The sequence below is a fragment of the Pirellulales bacterium genome, from assembly GCA_019694455.1.
GTDB lineage: Bacteria > Planctomycetota > Planctomycetia > Pirellulales > JAEUIK01 > JAIBBY01.
The window spans coordinates 1-4982 of sequence record JAIBBY010000113.1 but is presented as its reverse complement, the minus strand read 5'-3'; the positions used below and the strand labels follow the sequence as shown (position 1 = coordinate 4982).

The 4982-nt window shown below is 62.8% G+C and carries 5 protein-coding genes; 2 read left to right on the top strand and 3 right to left on the bottom strand.

Annotation, left to right across the window (positions count from 1 at the left end; all coding sequences use genetic code 11):
• A partial coding sequence (locus K1X71_20990; protein MBX7075625.1) for an aldehyde dehydrogenase family protein occupies positions 1-621 on the top strand: 621 nt, incomplete at its 5' end.
• Between the two features lie 2 nt (positions 622-623).
• Positions 624-1922, top strand: a complete 1299-nt coding sequence (locus K1X71_20985) for an aminotransferase class III-fold pyridoxal phosphate-dependent enzyme (protein MBX7075624.1) — start codon at positions 624-626, stop codon at positions 1920-1922.
• Between the two features lie 14 nt (positions 1923-1936).
• On the opposite strand, the gene fliM is transcribed toward K1X71_20985, so the two are convergent.
• The 3 genes from fliM to folP all read right to left on the bottom strand — a co-directional run.
• Positions 1937-2971 carry a flagellar motor switch protein FliM gene (gene fliM / locus K1X71_20980; GenBank protein MBX7075623.1) on the bottom strand — a complete coding sequence of 345 codons (1035 nt, stop codon included), beginning with the start codon at positions 2969-2971 and terminating at the stop codon, positions 1937-1939.
• A gap of 39 nt (positions 2972-3010) precedes the next feature.
• Positions 3011-4285: a glutamate-5-semialdehyde dehydrogenase gene (locus K1X71_20975; GenBank protein ID MBX7075622.1), complete on the bottom strand. Its 1275-nt coding sequence runs from the start codon at positions 4283-4285 to the stop codon at positions 3011-3013.
• 110 nt (positions 4286-4395) lie between these two features.
• Positions 4396-4982, bottom strand: a 587-nt coding sequence (folP, locus tag K1X71_20970) for a dihydropteroate synthase (protein MBX7075621.1), incomplete at its 5' end; no start/stop codon positions are given.

Here is a 4982-nt window from a genome sequence, read left to right as displayed (position 1 = left end):
CTGGTGCAGCGCAAGTTGGTCGATCCGTTCGCGGCGGAGTTCGTTGCGCGAGCGCGGCGGCTGCAATTTGGCGATCCGTTCGACAAGGGTTCATTCGCGGGTCCGCTGATTAACGAAGCCGGCGCCAGCAAGGTGGAGCGCTACAACGCGCTGGCTCGCCAGGAGGGGGCCAAGGTGTTGCTCGACGGCGGGCGGATGACCGACGCGGCGCACGCGGCTGGTTACTATGTGTCGCCGTTCATCTATTTGCAGGAACATCGGCCGGGCGTGCGCACGATTCGCGAGGAAGTGTTTGGGCCGCACGTGGCGATTGTGCCATTCGACACCGATGACGATGCGATTCGCATTTACAACGACACTCCCTTTGGGTTGTCGGTGGGCATCATCACCGAGGACTATCGCCGCTGGCGGCAATATCGCGACGAATGCGACTACGGCATGGGCTACGTCAATCTGCCATGCATCGGCGCCGAAGTGCATCTGCCGTTTGGCGGCGTCAAACGCAGCGGCAATGGGCAGCCATCGGCGGCGGCGCTCGTGGAGGCGGTCACGCATCGCACGGCGTTCACGGTAAATCACGACCGAACGATTCGCATGGCGCAGGGCATGAAGGCGGAATAACGATGAAACGATGGCACTCAAGCGTCACGGCGCCGCACCTGGTCACTTCGCTGCCCGGCCCGAAGGCGGTCTCTTGGATCGCGCGCGACGATCAGGTGCTGAGCCCCTCTTACACGCGCGAGTATCCGCTAGTAGCGGCGCGCGGTTGGGAATGCGTGATTGAGGATGTGGACGGCAATTTGTTTCTCGACTTCACGGCAGGACTGGCGGTGACATCGACTGGCCATTGCCACCCGGAGGTGGTGGAGGCAATCCGCGATCAAGCGGAGCGGTTGATTCACATGTCGGGGACCGACTTCTACTACACCGCGGAAATCGAACTGGCGGAGCGGTTGGCGCGTTTGGCGCCGGGTGACCAGCCGAAGCGGGTGTTCTTCACCAACAGCGGTACGGAGGCGGTGGAGGCGGCGCTCAAGTTGGCGCGATTCGCCACGAGGCGCCCACGCGTGTTGGCGTTTTACGGGGCGTTTCATGGCCGCACCTACGGCGCCATGTCGCTGGGCGGGTCGAAGGCGGTGCATCAGCAAGGTTTCGATCCGCTGGTGCCGGGTGTGCATCGGCTACCATTTAATTGCTCGCGGGCAGAACTGGACGATTTGTTTCAACGGGCGCTTCCGCCCAGCGAATTGGCGGCAATCGTGGTGGAAGTTGTACAGGGAGAGGGAGGATACCGAGTCGCGGAACCGCGATTTTTGGAGATGCTGCGCGCGGTGAGCCGCGAGCATGGCGCCGCCTTGATTGTGGACGAGGTGCAGACAGGTATCGGTCGGACCGGAAAGATGTTCGCGGCGGAGCACTTTGGTCTGGAACCAGACATCGTGTGCCTGGCCAAGGGGATCGCGAGCGGGATGCCGCTGGGGGCGATGATCGCAACGGCCGATTGGATGACGTGGGGACCGGGGAGCCACGCCTCGACCTTTGGCGGCAATCCGCTCTGTTGCCGGGCGGCTTTGGCGACGCTCGACTTGATCGAACAGGAATATCTGGCAAACGCCGTCGAGCGAGGGCAAGAACTGCGCGCCGGACTGGAAGAGCTAGCCAGTCGCTCGCCTTGCTTGGGTGAGGTTCGCGGCTTGGGATTGATGCTGGCAGTCGACGCGCGGCGCCATGGCGTCAACGACGCTGAACTGCGTGGAAGATTAATTCACGCGGCGTTTGAGCGCGGACTGCTGCTCGTGCCGTGCGGCGCGGCGGCGGTACGATTTTGCCCGGCCTTGTGCGTGACGCGCGAAGAGATCGCGCGGGGGCTAGCGATATTTGGCGAAGCGTGCGAGGCGGCGGTCGAGGATGCCGACGACTAGCGCGTGCCGATGGCTCAGCCTTGACGCTTGTTGAGCAGCACCGCGCTATCGGTGATTTCGCTCTGGATCTCCATCGCCTTTTGCCCCTTGAAAGCGCCGGGCGAGGCGTAGAACTTGGGCCGGCCTTGGATGCGGACCACCAGCGGACTATGCACGTCTTTGGCGGTGGTGATGACGTCGCCGACACGGAGTTCGATGAGGTCTTTGGTGGTGATCCGCGTTTCTGCAAGCTCGACGGCCAATTCGATCACGGAGCCTTGCAGATTCTGGCTGATGTTCTCGATGGTTTCGGGCGTGGAATGTTTGCGATTGTACGACACCCAGCTATTGGCGGTGAGTTTGCCGCCAACGCGCTCCAAGGCGTTGTACGGGATGCAGAGGTTCATCATGCCGCGCACGTCGCCGAGAGTGACCTCGAAGCTGACGAGCACCACCACCTCATTGGGCGGGACAATCTGCACCAGTTGCGGATTGCTTTCGACGCGGGCAACCGAGAGCTCCAGCGCGACCACGTTCTCCCAAGCGTGCTTCAGCTCTTTCAGGAACAACTCGGTGATGTGCGAGACCAAACCAAGCTCGATCTCAGTGAGCGGGCGACGGGCGACCGTGGTGTTCTCCACTCCCCCGCCCAAGAGGCGATCGATGATGGGATAGAGAATCGAGGGGTTGATGTCGAGAATCAACGTGCCTTCCAGCGGATCGGCCTTGAGCAGGTTGAAGCAGGTGGGATTCTCCAAACTGAACACGAACTCGCTGTAGGTGAGTTGGTCGACGCTGGTGAGCTTGACCTCGACGAGCCGGCGCAACATGGCCGATAGCGAGGCGCCGAAATTGCGGCCAAACCCTTCGTGCAGGGTTTGCAACGCCCGCATCTGCTCCTTGCCGACACGTTCCGGACGCTTGAAGTCGTAGGGAATGACCTTCTCGCGCAGCTTGGGGGCGGTGGGACCGGGACGGCGCGCGGCGGCGCCGGCGGATTGCGCGTGCTTGGTTTCGATCGTGTTGATCAGGCTTTCGACTTCCGCCTGACTGAGAATGTCGTCTGGCATCCTTGCCTCCGATCGTGGGCGGCGCGGCCGCCGAAGATGTTATTCGCGCACCTGGCCGGTTCCGTGGCACACGTATTTATAACTGGTGAGTTCGCGCAGGCCGCACGGGCCGCGAGCGTGGAGCTTGTCGGTGCTTATGCCGATCTCGGCGCCAAGGCCGAGTTCGAAGCCGTCGTTGAAGCGGGTGCTGGCGTTCACCATGACTGCCGAACTATCGACGCGTTGCTCGAACTGGCGGGCGGCGTCGGCATCGGCGGTGATGATGGCATCGGTGTGTTTTGAGCCGTAGCGATTGATATGGTCGATGGCGGCATCGAGCGAATCGACCACGGCGATCGAAATGACCGGGCCAAGAAACTCGGTGGCGAAGTCTTGCTCAGTGGCCAGGGTGGCGCTTGGCGCCAGATCGCAGACTCGGGCATCTCCGCGAAGTTCGACACCGCGTTTGCGCAGGCCGGCGGCGATGCCAGGCACAAACTGCGCAGCGACATCGGCATGCACCAGCAGCGACTCGGCGGCGTTGCAGACCCCCATTCGCTGGCATTTGGCGTTCAGGGTCACACGCTCGGCCATGGCGAGATCGGCCGCGCGATCGACATAGACATGGCAATTGCCGTCGAAATGCTTGATGACCGGCATCCGCGCTTCGGCGGCGACACGGCGAATCAGACCCTCGCCGCCACGAGGAATGGCGACGGTGATGTACTCGTTCATCCGCAGAAAGTGGCCGACCGCCTCGCGATCGGCGGTGGAGACCAGTTGCACCGCGTCGGCGGGCAGGCCCACTTCATCGAGGCAGGCGGACAGAATATCGACAATCGCGCGGCTCGAATGCGCGGCTTCCTTACCGCCACGCAAGATGACGGCATTGCCGCTTTTGACGCAGAGCGCGGCGGCGTCGGCCGTGACATTGGGGCGCGATTCGTAGATGAAGAATATCACGCCCAGCGGAACACGTACCTTGCGCACCTGGAGGCCATTGGGACGCACCGACGACTCGATGACCTCGCCGATCGGATCGGGGAGGGTACGGACCTGATCGAGCCCGGCCGCGATCGATTCGATGCGCTCGGCGGTCAGTTTGAGCCGGTCGATTTGAGCGTCGCTCAGGCCAAACCGAGGCGCCTGGTCGAGATCGATCCGGTTAGCGGCGATGATCTCGGCAGATCGCTCGCGGAGCGCGTTGGCGGCCAACTGGAGCCAACGCTCCTTCGCCGTGCTGTCGCAGCTTGCCAATTGCTGTGACGCCGCCTGTGCGCGACGGGCGACGTCGAGACAGTAGGCGGACAGGTCGGTGGAGTCGGCGACGGCCATTTTGAACCAGTCTCAAGAACAGAATTTGCCGCGGTGCGCCGGAATTTTGGGCACCATACGAGTATCGAACAATGGCCGATTTGGGTCAATGTCGGCCAAAACCGCGTTGGCTACGAGAGCTGCAGCGGCTGGCCGTCCAGGCCACCGGCGGCAGCGAACAGCGCTAGAGCTTCGCGGGTCGACCGCACGTCATGCACCCTGAGCACCTGCACGCCATGACAGGCCAAGGCCAATGAGACGCCGATGGCGCCAAAAGTTCGATCGGCCTCTCGATCGCCAATCACCTTGCCAATGAAGCCTTTACGCGAATGCCCGAGGACCAGCGGCGATCCAAGCTGGTGAAACTGCTGGCAGCCCGCCAAGAGGTTGAGATTGTGTTGATGGGTTTTGCCGAAGCCGATGCCGGGATCGAGGGCCAATTGATCGCGCTCGATGCCGGCGGCAATCAACTCGCGCTGGCGAATTTGCAGCCAGGCAAGAACTTCGGCCACTACGTCGTCGTAGTGTGGGGCGTCTTGCATGGTTTGCGGCGTGCCTTGCATGTGCATGGCGCAGACGCCCGCGCGCGAATGGACGGCGAGCGGGACCATCTCTGGGTCGCCCGCCAGGGCGGTGACATCGTTAATGATTTCGGCGCCGGCGGCCAGGGCTTCGCGGGCGACGAGCGCCTTGGAGGTGTCGACGGAGACCGGCGTTT